The 14,983-nt window shown below is 62.3% G+C and carries 13 protein-coding genes and 1 pseudogene; 1 reads left to right on the top strand and 13 read right to left on the bottom strand.

The window, feature by feature from the left end; genetic code table 11:
- Positions 1-28 precede the first annotated feature (28 nt).
- From GST84_14785 to GST84_14735, 11 genes are all read right to left on the bottom strand, one after another.
- Positions 29-745 (bottom strand): DotU family type IV/VI secretion system protein, encoded by a 717-nt coding sequence (locus GST84_14785; GenBank protein XGB13517.1) that lies wholly within the window; start codon positions 743-745, stop codon positions 29-31.
- Positions 742-2,085, bottom strand: a complete 1,344-nt coding sequence (gene tssK, locus GST84_14780; GenBank protein XGB13516.1) for a type VI secretion system baseplate subunit TssK — start codon at positions 2,083-2,085, stop codon at positions 742-744. Before tssK ends, GST84_14785 begins: the two co-directional genes overlap by 4 nt.
- On the bottom strand, positions 2,082-2,810 hold the full coding sequence (tssJ, locus tag GST84_14775; GenBank protein ID XGB13515.1) for a type VI secretion system lipoprotein TssJ: 729 nt from the start codon (positions 2,808-2,810) through the stop codon (positions 2,082-2,084). The genes tssK and tssJ overlap by 4 nt, the downstream gene beginning before the upstream one ends.
- A gap of 24 nt (positions 2,811-2,834) precedes the next feature.
- Positions 2,835-5,432, bottom strand: coding sequence for a type VI secretion system ATPase TssH (gene tssH / locus GST84_14770; GenBank protein XGB13514.1), 2,598 nt, complete (start codon positions 5,430-5,432; stop codon positions 2,835-2,837).
- Complete coding sequence (gene tssG, locus GST84_14765) at positions 5,429-6,499, bottom strand: type VI secretion system baseplate subunit TssG (GenBank protein ID XGB13513.1); 1,071 nt, start codon at positions 6,497-6,499, stop codon at positions 5,429-5,431. The genes tssH and tssG overlap by 4 nt, the downstream gene beginning before the upstream one ends.
- Positions 6,463-8,283: a type VI secretion system baseplate subunit TssF gene (tssF, locus tag GST84_14760; protein ID XGB13512.1), complete on the bottom strand. Its 1,821-nt coding sequence runs from the start codon at positions 8,281-8,283 to the stop codon at positions 6,463-6,465. The genes tssG and tssF overlap by 37 nt, the downstream gene beginning before the upstream one ends.
- Positions 8,283-8,765 (bottom strand): type VI secretion system baseplate subunit TssE, encoded by a 483-nt coding sequence (tssE, locus tag GST84_14755; protein ID XGB13511.1) that lies wholly within the window; start codon positions 8,763-8,765, stop codon positions 8,283-8,285. Before tssE ends, tssF begins: the two co-directional genes overlap by 1 nt.
- Positions 8,766-8,791: 26 nt before the next feature.
- On the bottom strand, positions 8,792-10,294 hold the full coding sequence (tssC, locus tag GST84_14750) for a type VI secretion system contractile sheath large subunit (protein XGB13510.1): 1,503 nt from the start codon (positions 10,292-10,294) through the stop codon (positions 8,792-8,794).
- A gap of 14 nt (positions 10,295-10,308) precedes the next feature.
- Positions 10,309-10,848: a type VI secretion system contractile sheath small subunit gene (gene tssB / locus GST84_14745; GenBank protein ID XGB13509.1), complete on the bottom strand. Its 540-nt coding sequence runs from the start codon at positions 10,846-10,848 to the stop codon at positions 10,309-10,311.
- A gap of 64 nt (positions 10,849-10,912) precedes the next feature.
- Complete coding sequence (locus GST84_14740) at positions 10,913-11,668, bottom strand: hypothetical protein (GenBank protein XGB13508.1); 756 nt, start codon at positions 11,666-11,668, stop codon at positions 10,913-10,915.
- A 423-nt stretch (positions 11,669-12,091) separates the two neighbouring features.
- Positions 12,092-12,661, bottom strand: coding sequence for a hypothetical protein (locus tag GST84_14735; GenBank protein ID XGB13507.1), 570 nt, complete (start codon positions 12,659-12,661; stop codon positions 12,092-12,094).
- 106 nt (positions 12,662-12,767) lie between these two features.
- Here GST84_14735 and GST84_14730 point away from each other — a divergent pair.
- Positions 12,768-13,890 (top strand): annotated as a pseudogene (locus GST84_14730) (ADP-ribosylglycohydrolase family protein).
- Positions 13,891-14,005: 115 nt separating this feature from the next.
- Here the strand turns inward: GST84_14730 and GST84_14725 are convergent.
- Together GST84_14725 and GST84_14720 are read right to left on the bottom strand one after the other, a co-directional pair.
- Positions 14,006-14,317 carry a hypothetical protein gene (locus tag GST84_14725; protein ID XGB13506.1) on the bottom strand — a complete coding sequence of 104 codons (312 nt, stop codon included), beginning with the start codon at positions 14,315-14,317 and terminating at the stop codon, positions 14,006-14,008.
- A 130-nt stretch (positions 14,318-14,447) separates the two neighbouring features.
- The gene (locus tag GST84_14720; GenBank protein ID XGB13505.1) at positions 14,448-14,957 is read right to left on the bottom strand and encodes a hypothetical protein; all 510 of its coding nucleotides are present in this window, start codon (positions 14,955-14,957) and stop codon (positions 14,448-14,450) included.
- Positions 14,958-14,983: the final 26 nt, after the last annotated feature.

Here is a 14,983-nt window from a genome sequence, read left to right as displayed (position 1 = left end):
CTTCCTGACTCGGCTACCTGGTATGTGCTCAGGCACTGAACAGCTGGCGGATTTGTTCGGACAGGGCGGCGACGTCCTTGTCCAGCAACCAGTCCAGCGTCAGGTACACGGCGACGCAGACCAACGCGATCAGCGCCAGATACACCCACAGCGGTACTTCATGGCGCAGCATCTGCGACACCTGGTCGGGCAGTGCCCAGTCCGGTGACAGGGCCTTGGGCGCCTTGCGGTAGCGGGCAATATCCTGGCCCAGGGTATTGGCCAGGTAACGCAACTGGTCTTTCTGGCCGAGGCTGAACTTGCCCTCGAAGCCCAGTGCCAGGCACAGGTGGTAAACCTCGAGCACGTCAATGTTCTGCTTGACGTCGGCGCGCAACGCATCGACCTTCTCGAAGAAGCCTTCGCCGGCCAGGTGCACGCCGAAATAGCGGAACTGCAACGGCTGCAGCTCGAAGTGCCGACGCAGCGCGTTGTCGTCCGAGCGCAGTACGCTTTCGTCGAGGAAGGCGCACAACGCGTATTGGGTGTCCTTGACCTGCTCGACGCTATAGTTGGCGGCACGGGCATCACGTTCCAGGTTGGCGAAGAAACGTTCGACGCTACCTTCGAAGGCCTGCACCGAAGTGACCTGGCGACCGCGACGTACGATCAACGCCATGCTGATGAAGTCCTGGACCAGGTCCTTGAGCGTCGGTTTGTCGCTGGCGGCCGGGACGGCGCCCTGTTGCAGTACGGCTTCGGTCATTTGAGCACCGCCATCAGTTCAAGCTTGAGGTTGGTAAAGGCGCTGGGCGCATAGAAGCAGATGGCCTGGGCGCTGATCATTCGTTCATACACAGTGCCGTGCGGCTCGATGGCGAAGTACTGGTTGTCCAGGCGCACCGGAATCGCGTTCGGCAGCCGCGCGGCGTGATTGAGGGTGACACCCGGCATGGCGCTGTTGACCACCACTTCAATGTCTTCCGGCGAACCGACCTTGAACGCACGGGGCACCAGCTCCAGCAGGCTGGCGCCAGGCATGTCGGCGTGCACGGCGATATAGAAGTCGGCCTCGGCCAGGCGCGGGTCATGCAGTTGGCCTTGCCAGTGCGATGGCTTGGTCTGGGTAAGGTTGATGACGATGCACTGGTTGGGCACGACGTTGTCGAGCATCACCCGGATCATTTCGTCGAGCTTGACCAGCGACGCGGCCGGGTCGTGGTGGTCGTATTCGGGGAGGTCGCTGAGTTGGGTGTCCAGGGTGAAGGTCAGCAGGCCACCGGCCAGGTCGGCCAGGAACAGGTACAGGCGTTCCGGATGCAGGCGCGGGTGGGCCAGTAGATGTGCCAGTTGCGGGTGGGCACGGTTGACCGTGTTCAGCAGCCAGAACAGGGTGACATCGCTGGAGCCGAACTCGGCGATCTGGTCGGCGCGCTCGCGGCGCCGGCCGGAAAGCGCCTTGCTCTTGGCCTGCAGGGCGCCGAGCAGGCGCTTGCCGATGCCGGCAATGGTCTCGTGGCTGCCCAGGTGCAGGGTGGGGTGGACGAAATGCGGGTCAAGGTTGAAACCGCCCATGCTGTTGCGTGTCAGCTTCGCCAGGGGGCAGTGGCTGTAACCGTCGAGGCTGTCACCGTCGACCAGCAGTACGACGTTCAAGCGCAAGCTGGTGATTTCGTTCTCCAGCTCGCCTTCATTAAGGTCGGGCAGGGTGTCGAACTGCTTGCGAAAGCGCCGAGCAGCCTTGTGTTCGTGGCCATCCTCGACGTAGTTGCGGCCGAATGGCTCGGGCAGCTTGAGCGCAGCATACACCTTCAGGTCGTTGGCCTTGAGCAGGTCCTTGAGGTCGCGCGCGGCCGGCAGCGGATCGTGCTGCGGCGCGTCGTAGAGGCTGCCATCGGGGAACACCAGCTTCAGGCGCTTGAGCTGCAGTGAACCAGTGGCCAGGGCGTCCTCGTCCACCTGCAGCGCCTGAACTCCCCAATGGAAAGGGGTGCTGCGCAGGGTCGCCTCAGCCAACTGGTGCTGATGGAATTCGTCCTGATACTGGAAGTGTTGGGGCAGCAGGAACATGCCTTCTGACCACATCACCCGGCTCTGCTTGCTCATTTGACGCTATCCACTAAAGAATTGAAGGTTGAATCCATGGCGTTACTGGCCGACTGGCTGGCGGCGTCGGTGGCTTTGTCGACGACCGCGACCGCGTCCTGCATCTTGTCGGTGAGGGTCGTGTCGGCATCCTCGGCCTTCTGCGCAGCTGCAAGCTGGTCGGCGGTCGGAGGTTTGTTGAGTACGTCCACGCCCCGCATGGCGCTGATTTCGGTGTTGTCCACCAGCACCCGCAGGCCGTCGGAGGAGAACCAGATACCGTCCTTGCGCAGCGAGTTGGCGTCGAAGGCGACTTTCCAACGCGCGTCATGCTCATCGCGGAAGAACGCCGCCACGCCGACGTAGCGCGCGCTCTTGGCCAGCGGCCACTGGTCGATCTGGCCGATGCCAGGCAGCAGGGTAATCTCGCGGGTTTCCACCAGGGTGTTGCCCAGGGCTTTTTGCGGGGCGTCCCACAGGGTCTCGGCATCGGTAGCCGCGAAGCGCTCGAGGTCGGTCAGCTGGTACACGCGCATCACCACCGACAGCGGCCTGCCCTCGGCGTCAGGGTTGAGCTGGTTGCCGCCGTCGGAGGTCAGGATGACCTTTTCGCTGTCGGCCAGCATGTCGGCCGCCCAGCTGTCTTCCATGCGTTTGCCGATACGGTCGGTGACCCCGCAGCCGGCCAGCGCTACCAGCAAGGCGGCTGTGGTCAGGCGTTTGAGGACGATGTGCTTGTGTTGCATGACGGCAAAACCTCCGGGTACTGGTCAGGCCAGGCGATAGGCGAAATCGCCATCGCTGCCCAGCTCGATCGCAAGGTGCTGGATCGGCGCGTCCTGGGCCATACGCTCGAGCACGCGCTGGGCGAGTTCGGGCATCAGGGTCTGGGACAGGATGTTGTCGATGTTGCGTGCGCCGCTGTCGACCTCGGTGCAGCGCGCGGCGATGGCCTTGACCAGTGCCTGGTCATAGCTGAGCTCGGCCTGGTGGTTGCGGGCGAAGCGCTTGGCGATGCGTTCGAGCTTGAGGGCGACGATGCGCTCGAGAATCTGGTCCTGCACCGGGTAGAACGGCACGATGCTCAGGCGACCGAGGAAGGCCGGCTTGAACACGTGGTTGAGCTGGTCGCGCAGGTCCTCGACGATCGCCTCGGGCGTCGGCAGCTCGGTGGCGTTCAGGCAGGTCTGCATGATGCGCTCGGTGCCGGTGTTGGAGGTGAGGATGATCACCGTGTTGCGGAAATTGATCTCGCGGCCCTCGCCATCGTCCAGCACGCCCTTGTCGAACACCTGGAAGAACAGTTCGAGCACGTCGGGGTGGGCTTTTTCCACCTCGTCGAGCAACACCACGCTGTACGGCTTGCGGCGCACCGCCTCGGTCAGTACGCCGCCTTCGCCGTAGCCGACATAGCCGGGTGGCGAGCCCTTGAGGCTCGACACGGTGTGGGCTTCCTGGTACTCGGACATGTTGATGGTGATCAGGTTGCGCTCGCCGCCGTACAAGGTGTCGGCCAGGGCCAGGGCGGTTTCGGTCTTGCCGACGCCGCTGGGGCCGAGCAGCAGGAACACGCCAATTGGTTTGTTCGGGTCTTCCATGCGCGCTCGGGAAATCTTGATGCGCTTGCCGATCTCATGCAGGGCGTGGTCCTGGCCCAGCACGCGTTCACCAAGCAGGGCTGGCAGGCGCTGCACGGTATCGATTTCGTCACGCAGCATCTTGCCCAGCGGGATGCCGGTCCAGCCGCTGATGACCTGGGCGATGGCGCCGCTGTCGACCAGCGCGTGGACCAGTGGCTGGTCGCCTTGCACGCGAGCCAGCTCGGCACGCAGGGCATTGAGCTGCTGGGCGTCGGCATCGTTGGCGGCGTCCAGCGCCTTGAGCTGTTCGACCAGTTCCAGCTCCTGCTGCCACTGGGCATTGAGCTGCTGTTCTTGCTGCTGCTCGGCCTGCAGGGCAGCCTGCAGCGCTTCCAGGCGGCGGGCATGGTCGTGCCCCTTGCCGGCTTCGTGGCCGAGCACGCCGATTTCCGCCTGCAGGTTGTCGATCTGCCGGCGGCAGTCTTCCAGTGCGCCGGGCAGCGAAGATTGCGCCAGGGCAATGCGCGCGCAGGCCGTGTCGAGCACGCTGACCGCCTTGTCGGGCAGCTGGCGGCCGGTGATGTAGCGGTTGGACAGGCGTACCGCCTGAACCAGCGCTTCGTCCATCACCGCCACCTTGTGGTGCTCGCGCATCTTGCCAAGCAGGCCGCGCAGCATGTGAATGGCTTTGTCTTCGTCGGGCTCTTCCACTTTGACCACCTGGAAGCGGCGGGCGAGGGCGGCGTCCTTCTCGAAGTACTTCTTGTATTCGGCCCAGGTAGTGGCAGCGATGGTGCGCAACTCGCCACGGGCCAGGGCCGGTTTGAGCAGGTTGGCGGCGTCGTTCTGCCCGGCCTGGCCGCCGGAGCCGATCAGGGTGTGGGCTTCGTCGATGAACAGGATGATCGGGTGCAGACTGCGCTTGACCTCTTCGATCACAGCCTTGAGGCGGTTCTCGAACTCGCCCTTGACCCCGGCGCCGGCCTGTAACAGGCCCAGGTCGAGGGTGTGCAGGGCAACGTCCTTGAGCACCGCCGGCACGTCACCCTGGGCAATGCGCAGCGCCAGGCCTTCGACCACGGCGGTTTTGCCGACCCCGGCTTCGCCCGTGAGGATCGGATTGTTCTGCCGGCGGCGGGTGAGGATGTCGACCATCTGCCGTACTTCGAACTCACGGCCCAGTACCGGGTCGATGCGGCCCTCGCGAGCGCTTTGGGTAAGGTTGACCGTGTACTGGTCCAGCGCCGGGGTCTTGCCGCTGGCCTTGCCCGACGTGCTCACTGGCGCCGCTGGGCTGGCCAGTGGGCTGGCCTGCCTGGACTCGGCGCTACCTTCCACCAGCGCGGCAAGGTTCAGGCGCAGGTCATCGGTGTTGATTTTTTCCAGCTCCGGCGCCGAGGCGATCACCACGCGACGCAGTTCAGCATCGTCGAGCAGAGCCTGCAGCAGGTGGGCGCTGCGCACCTGGCCTACGCCGTACTCGATCGAGGCCAGTAACCAGGCTTGCTCGATCATGCGGGTGATGTGCGGCGACAGCGCCGGGGTGCGGGTATTACCTTTCTTGAAGGTGCCCAGGGCGGTGACCAGTTGCGCCTGCAGGCGTTCGGCGACGACCTCGTAGTGGCGCAGGATCGGCGCCAGGTCGCTGTCGTTGTTGTCGAGCAGTTGCAGCAGCAGGTGCTCCACTTCCACGTCGTAGTGGTGCTCCGACAGGCACAGGGCCGCCGCGCTTTCGGTGGCCATGCGGCTGGTTTCGTTGAGCTTGGCGAACAGAGACTTCAGGTTCACAAGGCGACCCCATCGTAAGGAATGTGGAAGACGGCGCAACGCGAAGGCTCCGCGTCGCGACCAGGGCGTTTGAGCCAACCCAGCCAGCCCAGGGCGACATTGCCGCTACGGCCCAGTTGGGCACGTGGCACCGCCTCGCGCTTGAGGCGCGGGGCGATTTCGAAGTCCAGGCCGGCACCTATATAGAAGCGCACCAGCTCGACCAGCCGGCGATAGCACTCGGTACCAGGCTGAAAACGCTGGTAATCGGCCAGGTTCAGTGGGCCCAGCTCGATGCGGATGCACGATTGGTAGTCCCAGATCCGCTTGCCAGCAACAGCGCTGTGGCCAAGCTGGGCGTTGCGCCGCCCAAGCTGGGTGCGCTGTTCAGGCGGCAGCTGCAACCAGCGCCCGGCGAACTGCCTGACGTGGATCGGCAGTGAGAAATAGAAGCCGAGCATTCGCTCAAGGTTCAACGCGTTGCGCGGCTTCTGGCTGAGCAGGCCGGCAAAGTAGCTGAACAGCTCACGGCGCAATGCTGACGGCTGTTCTTCAAACTTCAGCTGTTGGGCGCGCGGTCCGAGGCCGACCAGGTTGAGCAGGTAGCCATCGAAGCCCGAGGTGCCATTGCGCTCGTGCTCGATGTGGAATTTGTATTTTTGCCAGGCCTCGTAGAACAGCGTGGTCATGCGGTGCGAGAAGATGTCGAGAAACGCATGGGCGGCATCGTCGCGATACTGCACGTGGCGCTCGAGCAGCAGTTCGGTGTATGGGCGCGGCAGCACGCCCGACGGCCCGACCAGGCCCATGAAGGTGACCTGCACTTCCGACAGCGGCAAGCCGGCCGGCGACACCTTGCCTTCGCGCTCGAAGTGCAGGTCGCTGACCTCGCTGGCCGGGAACGCCAGCGACAGCTGGGTACGAAAACGCAGCGGGTCTTCGTGCGGCCGGGTCGCCAGGTCCATGCGCCCGGTGCGGCTGTAATGCAGGCGGAGCAGGCGCACCAATTGGAAGAATTCGAATCGGTGCGGCTCGGCTCGGGCCTGATCGATCAGACCAGGGGCTGATCGCCGGTGCGTGCTGGCCATTGTACGACTCTCTTTTCTCGTTGTTGGGTGCGCAGGGTCAGTTGGGTGAAGCTGTTCATCGAGCAGTACTGGCCGAAGAAGTGGTCCAGCACCTTGCCGAACAGAAACACGCCACTGCCGATGAACTGGCTTTCATCCAGGGTCAGGGTGATGCCGACGCCGCGCACGAAATTAGGCCGCGGGTGGCCGATGCGCGCGACCACCGGTTCGCTGCTGATCGCCTTGATGCCGTTGATCTGTTTGCGAATGGCGGAGACATTGCGGTAGTTGTACAGCGACAACAGCTCCAGCAGCACTTCGCGGCCTTGGCTCACCAGGGACAGGTGGTTCAGCGACAAGTGGGCGATCAACCGCCAGATCAGGCCCTTGCCCAAGGGCACACGCACCGTGGCGGTGGGCTTGCGCAGGCAGCGGATATCCTTGATCACCGAGTTGGCGGGAATGGTGAAATCTCCCCGTTCGCCGCCGAACGGCAGCATCAGCGGCACGTCGCGGTTGCTGCAGGTAAGGCCGATGCTCAGGGTGTCGCTGCTGGCATCAATCAGCTCCAGATCGCGGTCGACCACGCGGATGCTCATGGCAGTGGCGTCACCCTGGTTTCGCCGGCGCGCGACCCAGAAACTGCTGTGTGGGTCTTGCTCGCCCCGTGGTTCGAAAAACGGCTGGCAGGTGGCGACCTGGTCGATGCCGCCGAGTTTGCGCACCCGCCGTACCCGGTCGATCGATACCACTTCTGCCGCGTTGTGCAGCCGTGTGTCAGGGGTGACCTGGTATTCGTGCTGGGTGTGGGTCAGCTTGATCGGCTCGGCCTGCTGGCGGAACAGGTTGATGATCGGCGTGCAGTTGAGCTTGAAGTTGTTGCGCCCGATGTTCTGGGTCAGCCGCGCCAGGCGCTCGCTGAGGTCGTAGTCGGAGAAATAGAAGTTGAGCTCTACCTGCTCGATGGCCTTGCCCTGCAGGATGCGGGCAAATCCACTGAGGTCGAAGAACATGAACTTGTCGGGGAAGGTGAAATACTCGTGCAGCAGGCGGTAGCCCAGGAATGAGCGTTCGGAGTAATCCACCAGGCCTTCGTCACGGGCGTAGCCCACGGCTTTCAGGGCGTCGGCCGGCAGCGCCACTTCGCGGCTGCGGCCCTGATCATCGAAGCTTAGCGTGGCCTTGGCCAGGTTGTTGAACAGCAGTTCGTACAGCTGCAGCATCAGGGTCGCTTCGCCGTCGAGGAAGAACCGCAGGCGGTTCATGTCCATCTGCCCGAACAGGGCATCGCCAGTGGCTGCCAGGCGGATGCGCAGACGAGCGACCAGGTCGGCGCTGTGCCCGTTGAATGCCGAGCGTTCCATTTCTGTGAACGAGGCCTGCTGCACGGCAATCGGCCACAGCTCTACCGGGAAGCAGGTGCGGAACTTGCACACCACGCCTTCCACGGGATTGGCATGCATCTCGGTATGGCGCGCCACGCGGTAGGCTTCGGTGACTTTCTCGTGCCTGCCCAGGCTCAGTTCGACAATCGACATCGACGGAGTAGGGCGCAGGTAGTGGGGGTACAGCACCTCGAGGAAGGATTCGACGATTTCCGGAAACTCGTCATCGAGCTTCTTGTGCACCCGCGCAGACAGGAACGAGAACGCCTCGATCAGGCGCTCGGTGTGCGGGTCTTCGCAGTTGTCGCCCTCGATCAGCAACCGCGAAGCGATCTTCGGGTACTGCGCGGCAAACTCCTGGCCGAGAAAGCGCAGGTGCGACAGTTCCTGTTCGTAGTAGGGCAGCAGTTCGTCGAGCATCAGTTGAGGTTCTGCACTTTGTATTCCTGGGTGTTGACCTGCAGCACGGCGTCGAATGACACCTGGCGGCTGATGTCCTGCAGACGCAACACAGCGTCCACGCGGAAGGTCAACATGCGGTGGCCGTTCTGCTGGGCCAACAGCTGAACACGGACCCGGCGAAAGCGCCGGTCTCCGGTGCTGATCGCCCGCTCCAGCTGTTGCTGGATCAGGCGACGATCGTGCGGGTCGAGCACGCTGCGGCTGATGAAGTCCGGCATGCCGTATTCAAGGATGGAACCACCGAGCTGGCTGAAGCCGTCGAGCTCTTCGGCGACCAGGGACTGGCGGGTGTTCACCAGCACTTCGAGGTCGCGGACGATGCTTGCCTTGTACTCGGCCAGCGAGCAGGTGCGCTGCGCTGCGGGCTCGGCCGACTGGTAGGGACGGTCGTCCAGCAGTCGGTCGAGCAGCGAGGGCAGCAGGCGGGCCTGGTTACTCATGTGTCATCCCTGTACACAACGGCCTGTCAGCCGCGCGCGCCCTGTGGCAGCTCGGCAACCAGCCGCAGCGAGGCGGTCAGTTCATCCAGCTGGTAGTGCGGGCGCAGGTAGGTCACGGCCTTGTACACGCCTGGCTTGCCGGGCACTTCGAACACCTCGGCGCGGGCTTCGCGCAGCGGGAACTTGGCCTTGGCCTCCTGGCTGGCGGTGTCGTCGAGCAGCACGTAGCTGGCCAGCCACTGGTTGAGGAAGCGCTCGACATCCATGCGCGAGGCAAAGCTGCCGATCTTGTCGCGCATGATCGCCTTCATGTAGTGGGCGATGCGCGAAGTGGCGAAGATGTATTGCAGCTGGGCCGACAGGCGTGCGTTGGCGTTGGCGATGTCGGTGTTGTACTGCTTCTGTTTCTGCGCCGACTGGGTGCCGAAGAACGCGGCATAGTCGGTGCCCTTGCAGTGCACCAGGGGGATGAAGCCCAGGTCCGACAGCTCTTTTTCGCGGCGGTCGGTGATGGCGATTTCGGTCGGGCACTTGAGGGCGATTTCGCCGTCGTCGGTCTTGAAGGTATGGGTCGGCAGGCCTTCGACCAGGCCGCCACCTTCCACGCCGCGGATGGCCACGCACCAGCCGTAGCGGGCGAAGGCATCGGTGACGCGGGTGCCGAGGGCGTAGGCGGCGTTCATCCACAGGTACTTGTTGTGGTCGCGGCCATCGACGCTTTCGACGAAGTTGAATTCTTCCACCGGGGTGGTATCCGGGCCATACGGCAGGCGACCGAGCACGTGGGGCAGGGTGAGGCCGACGTAGCGCGAGTCTTCCGAGGCGCGGAACGACTTCCACTTGGCATATTCCACAGTGTCGAAGATCTTCGCCAGGTCACGCGGGCCGGACATCTCGGTGAACGAGTCCCAGCCGAACAGCTCGGACGAGGCGGCCGAAATGAACGGGGCGTGCGCCGCCGCGGCGACGTGCGAGATCTCTTCGAGCAGGTACATGTCTTCGGGGTTGCGGTTGAACTCGTAGTCACCGATCAACATGCCGAAAGGTGCACCACCGAAGGTACCGTACTCTTCTTCGTAGACCTTCTTGAACAGCGCGCTCTGGTCGAATTCGCTGGCGGCCTTCAGGTCGCGTACCAGGTCTTTCTTCGAGGCATTGAGCAGATGGATCTTCAGCGTGGTGCTGGTCTCGGTCTGGTCTACCTGGTATTTCAGGCCGCGCCAGGAGGCTTCCAACTGCTGGAACTCGCGGGCGTGCATGATCTCGTTCATCTGCTCGGAGAGCATCGCGTCGATTTCGGCGATACGCGAATCGAGCACGGCGATCAGGTCCTTGCTCGGGGTCATCTCACCCTCGAGCACCTGGTTCACCAGTTCGCCAATCAGGTCGCGGGTGCGGTTGCGCTCGGTGTCGGAGCGGGCCACGCGGCTTTGCGAAATGATGCTGTCGAGCAGCGAGGGCTGTGGTGCGAAGTTTTCCACTTCGACCAGGTCGCCGGCCTGTTGCGGTGCGGTTTGCTTGTCGGTCATGTTCGGGCTCCTGCTCAGGCGCGATCGTCGCTGGACGGGTCTTTCACTTCGGCTTCGCGGCCGAATTCCTTGCCCAAGGTCTTGAGCTTTTCGGTGTTCTGCAGCACGTCCATCAGCAGCTCTTCGAGCTTGTCGTTGCCGCCCATCTTGTTGCGCAGGTCGGCCAGTTTGTTGCGCACTTCCAGCAGCTTGCGCAGCGGCTCGACCTGCTTGACCACGTTCTGTGGCTCGAAGTCTTCGAGGCTGTTGAAGTTCAGCTCCACGCCCAGCTGGGTACCGTTCTTGGCCAGGGTGTTGTCGACGCGGTAGGTCAGGCGTGGCTTGATGCCCTTGAGCACGCCATTGAAGTTGTCGCGGTCGATGAATACGAACTTGCGGTCCTTGAGCTTGGGCAGCGGCTCCAGCGGGTTGCCGGAAAAGTCGCCCAGTACGCCGACGACGAAGGGCAGCTCTTTTTTCTCGATGGCATCGCCGATGTCCACGTCGTAGGTGATATGGACCCGAGGCGCGCGAACGCGGTCAAGTTTGTGCTGAGTGCTTTCCTTCTTCGCCATCGTGTTCTCCAGTGCGAGCAATTCGCTGCGAATCATTGCGCGGCCCGGTGCCGGGCGCTGCGCGTTACAGTCCTTCGATCGTCAGCAGCAGGCGCTGACGGATTTCGTCGTTCATTTCCAGAATGTTGTCGCGGCCTACCAGTTCTTCGAAGCTGGTGTTGCCGGCAATCTGCGTGCTGCTGCGGATGACCGAGTCGTCGGGAAGTTCCGAGCGTACCGGTGAGCTGATGACGCAGAACGGCAGGTCGCCAAAGCCCTTCAGGCGCTCGAAGCTCAGGCCGTAGCGCAGGCCCTCGAACAGCCGGCCAAGGCCAGGCGACTTGCTCAGGCAGTAGAACAGCACCAGGTAGTGCACCACGAAGCGGTACAGCTCGGCGCTGCTGCGGTTGGGGTCTTTGATGACATTGCGAAACCGCGCCAGGTCGAAGGCGTGGAAGCCCACCACCCAGCGGGTCGGGCTGGTGATGCGGATGACCTGGCCGCTGTGTTCCAGGGTCTTGTCGTATTCCAGCGGGAACAGTGCGGGGGTGGTGCTGATCAGGTTCAGCGGTACTTCCAGCTCGGTGACCAGCTGGAACGGCGCGGCCGAGCCGATACGTTCGTAGAGTTCGACCAGGGCCTGGAAGTGGCCCTGGGTTTCGCGCCCGCTGCTGCGTTGGGCGCCTTGCAGGTATTCGCCAAACAGGGTTTGCGGACGGATCAGCGGTGCCACGGTGGCAAGGTAATCCGCCGCCTGCGCCTTCAGCGCATCGGAGATCGCCCGCGTCTGGCTACGCAGCTTGATCAGTGCTTCGACATCGAATGTCGGTGCATCGTCCATGAGCCTGCTTGATCGTCCTGAAACGCCAATGGCGTGGACCTGAAAATCGCGCCACTCGGCTGCGGCAATTTGAATGCTGGCACATGAATATCGTGTTGCCAGCAATGCCGAGTAGGGCACCTCGCCGGGGAAGAAGTTCCGGTGAGGGGCGCGATTTTTTCCCTGTTTTGTGATGCGGCGCAATGATGGCTTCATGACATTGCGCGCAGGTTTCGAGCACATAAAATGGGGCTTTGACCCGCAAAATCAGGGGGGGAAGGTGTCAAGATCGCGGTAAAAACTGGCGTGAAAAGAATTTTTCAAAAAGTGATCTGGGTCGCATTTTTCAGTGCTACGCCGTTCATGCCTGTCTTTCATCGCAGCGTGATTTCGTGATGGCAATGCGACGGAATATGCCGCGTCGAAGCGGGTCCGTATGGGTTGCTACAGCGACTTTGCGCCGGCGATGCGACCTTGGATTCCCCACTCCCACAAGCACCCTAGCAATGCATGTAATTCATCGGTGGCCTCGACCAACAGCACGCCGTTTTCATACAGTACGGCATCGCTGAGCGTGCCCATGCCGCGAGGCATCGCGAACAAGCTCAGGCGCACCTGCTCGGTATCGCTGTGCAGCCGTGAATGGTAGCCCAGGAGGGTATTGGCCCAGCTTGCGTAGCCGCCATCGAGCAGCAGCAAGGTTGCTGCTCGCGCCAACACCGCCGAGATCTCCGTCAGGTTGCAAATGCACGGGTCAGCCGTGCCACGCTGGGCGCCGGGTTGCATCATCAGGGCGTGGTCCAGTTCGCGGCGGCGGCATCGAACAACCATGGGCAGCGCTGCCGAAGGTTCCTGTAGCCAGGCCTCGTATCGGGCCTTGTCGATGCGGTAATACTCTTCGTAATCGACCAAGGTATTGCTGACTGGGATGGACAGGTAGCACTGCTGCGAAGCCAGTTCTATCCCGAGGGCAAAGCGGTGCTCGCGGCTTGTGTAGGTATCATTGAATTTCATGCTGAGAAGCACCTTCGAGGTGGGTTGTTAGCGGCCATCACTTGGGCATGGCTACCTGCCTGGGCATGTCGTTGCCAGTAGCGTGCATGTTCCGCAGAATGCTCGCATGGATGAGCGCGAACCACAGCAAGGAATCAGCATGATCGATCTGAGAAGCCCAGATGCAGTCCTGAGCGAGTACGCCCAGCGTTACGCCGAACTGCAACCCGAATGGTCGCCGCAGTTGCAGCAGCGCATGAGCTACACGCTGGAATCCGGTGCCCCGTATCAAGCCCGGCTGGCTGAGCGACAGGCCCTGCACGTTGTCACCGGACCAGGCGCTGGACCGCGCGCAAGGTGCACTGCTGGGGTTGGCGATTGGTGATGCGGTAGGCACGACCCTGGAGTTCCAGCGGCGTGATCAAGGGCATGTCAGCGATATGGTCGGCGGTGGTCCTTTCCGCCTGGCGCCTGGTGAGTGGACCGACGATACCAGCATGGCCCTGTGCCTGGCGGACACCTACGCCAGCCAAGGCAAGTTCGATTTCGCAACCTTCGCCGATGCATTGGTGCGCTGGTATCGGCACGGCGAAAACAGCGTCAATGGCCGCTGCTTCGACATTGGCAATGTCACCCGCCGTGCCCTGGAAGGGTGGGAGGCCCAAGGGCTTGGCTGGATGGGCAATATCGAGGCCTCGACCGCAGGCAATGGTTCGTTGATACGCCTCGCGCCTACGGCTATTTTCAGGCGTCATTCGCTCTCGGCAAGCTGGTGGGAGAGCGTCACCCAAAGCAGCGTGACCCATGGCGCCGTCGAGGTTCAGGATTGCTGCAAGCTGTTCGCTGCCCAGTTGCACCTGGCGCTCAATGGCGCAGACAAGGTCGAGGCGTTGGCACCCAAGGTGCGGCCGCTGCAGCCGAGACCCACGATCATCAATGCGGGGGAGTACAAGCACAAATCCCGCGAACACATTCGCTCGTCGGGGTATGTGGTCGATACCTTGGAAGCCGCGCTTTGGGCTGTCTGGAATACCAACAATTTCAGGGATGCGATCCTGCTGGCTGCCAACCTTGCCGATGATGCCGACAGTGTCGCTGCAACGGCAGGGCAGATTGCGGGGGCGCTCTACGGGGTATCGGGCATGCCGTCGGAGTGGGTGGCCAAGGTGGCCTGGTCGCAGCATATTCGTAGGTTGGCGAGCCGGCTGTTCGAGCTGGCGCCGCCGCGCGATGAGCTCGATATCCCGTAGAGCGGATTGCGTGGGCAGGCCGTGTTTCGCTGCAAGGTAAGATCGATTGCCATCTGCACCACATCCCTTGCACGCCGCCCTCGTGATGAAAACCATAAGGGTGCAATGTCAGGTTCTATTCGTGCGTGTTACTTCTGGCTTTAAATTTTTTAAATGAACTCCACTCTTGTCCCTTGATTAACGCCATATAGAATTTGGCAAAAGCCTCGCTAAGCTCATGATCGTCTCGTAGGTTTGTTTCAGGTAGATAGCGATAACAAGGGATGTCTCGCGCCTCTAAAGGTGTGTGGATGTCACCGTTCTCAGATTTCAGCAGAAGGTCGCGAAGTAGGTTGAGCATGGTCATGGCGTCAGGATTCTGGTCCTTGAGAATCTCAAGCTTTTCGCGAAGCGCTCTGGCTGTAATTTTCAGTGTGTCTTTGTCCATTTAATGCCTGAGTGTGCGTAGACCGGAGGGGCGCCGCTGTACGCCCCGTCTCCAGGTCGCTGCGGCTTATCAACTGTTACCTTTTCGGTTTTCCGCCGTACTCACTTTGAGCCTGGCCAAGGTAGGCAACTTACCGCCCGTCGACCTGGACGCAAACGTCCTTGCCGTCGATAACCTTGCATGGCCAGTTGTCGTTGATGTAGTGATCCGGCTTGAAGCACACCCGGTCATCATTGACCCAGAACAACTGCCAGGCAGAACCCGATATCAGCAGCTTCGAGCAGGGCGTGTAACCCCTGGCCAGCAAAGCCCCCGTAGTCAGAACCATCACCGCAGGTACTACATAGATCAGTGTTTTAATCGATATCCCGAACATCAACGTCTGGAAGCGGTGCAGCCAGGATGCAGGGGGCGGGTCGAATTTCTTGCCGGTCCAGGCGCAGATCGCACTGCCAACGAGCAGGATGGCGAGTGCCGGTGGGGCCATGAGCAGGCCGAACGCGAGGTACGGTGTCTCCACAACCGGGGCGCCGCGTAGCAACCTGCCGTACAGCGGGAACAGGTAGTTGGTATAGGCATAAAGCGAGACGGCCCCTACCAGCAGCAATACGATAAACATGCCGACGGCCAGCAGCCTCATCTTGAGGGGGGAAAGCCCGGGCGAAA

Source organism: Pseudomonas putida (assembly GCA_041879295.1).
Taxonomy (GTDB): Bacteria; Pseudomonadota; Gammaproteobacteria; order Pseudomonadales; family Pseudomonadaceae; genus Aquipseudomonas; species Aquipseudomonas putida_Y.
This window is presented reverse-complemented; position numbering and strand designations above follow the sequence as displayed.